The organism is Streptococcus mitis (genome assembly GCF_003943905.1).
Taxonomy (GTDB): domain Bacteria; phylum Bacillota; class Bacilli; order Lactobacillales; family Streptococcaceae; genus Streptococcus; species Streptococcus mitis_BC.
The window spans coordinates 1-690 of sequence record NZ_RJNS01000014.1 but is presented as its reverse complement, the minus strand read 5'-3'; the positions used below and the strand labels follow the sequence as shown (position 1 = coordinate 690).

1 protein-coding gene and 1 tRNA gene are annotated in these 690 nt (G+C 41.7%); both read right to left on the bottom strand.

From position 1 onward, the window contains the following. Positions 1-126: 126 nt before the first annotated feature. A tRNA-Glu gene (locus D8854_RS09715) sits at positions 127-198 on the bottom strand. A gap of 72 nt (positions 199-270) precedes the next feature. Further along, positions 271-690 (bottom strand): sigma-70 family RNA polymerase sigma factor (locus D8854_RS09710; protein ID WP_125450625.1); only part of this gene is annotated, 420 nt, incomplete at its 5' end.

The window sequence follows — 690 nt, the reverse complement described above, 5'->3', positions numbered from 1 at the left end:
GTTTTCAAAGGTCTTTGTCACTCAATCTCTCTCAAGCGACAACTATATTAGTATATCACAGCTGTTGACCTATGTCAACACTTTTTTGAAACTTTTTTTACTTTTTTCGTCCCTGCGATACACACATAGTCCGTACGGGATTCGAACCCGTGTTACCGCCGTGAAAAGGCGGTGTCTTAACCCCTTGACCAACGGACCTTGAGTTTTTCAACTCTTTCTATTATACCTACTTTTTTACCTTTGTCAAGAGATTTTTTGCCTATTTTCAGTTTATCTAAAATCACTCAATACCACTCTTAATTCTCCTAGAAGTGCCTTGCGTCCTTTGAAACATTCTCCTCCCATTAGACGGTCAAGTTGTTCTTGTTTTTCTTTACTCTGACTTGCCTTGTAATTCTTTAGAAGCTCATGAAAGAGATAATAATCATCCAGTCTCAGTCCTTTTTCTCCTAGGCGATGGCTGATTTCGCTCACCTCCTCATAAGGCTCTTTGTCGAAACGGCGCTTGTGACTTTCCTGTTTACGGATGTAGTCTAGGATGCGATTGCGGAATTTGGTTTTAAAGCACACATATAATCGGCGACGTTCACCAACTAGTAACTCTGGATGGTGACTGACCAGCTCATACAGGCACAGCATCCCCTCCTGCTCCCAGTCCTCTTTCTCCCACAGATGTAAATGGTATTCTTT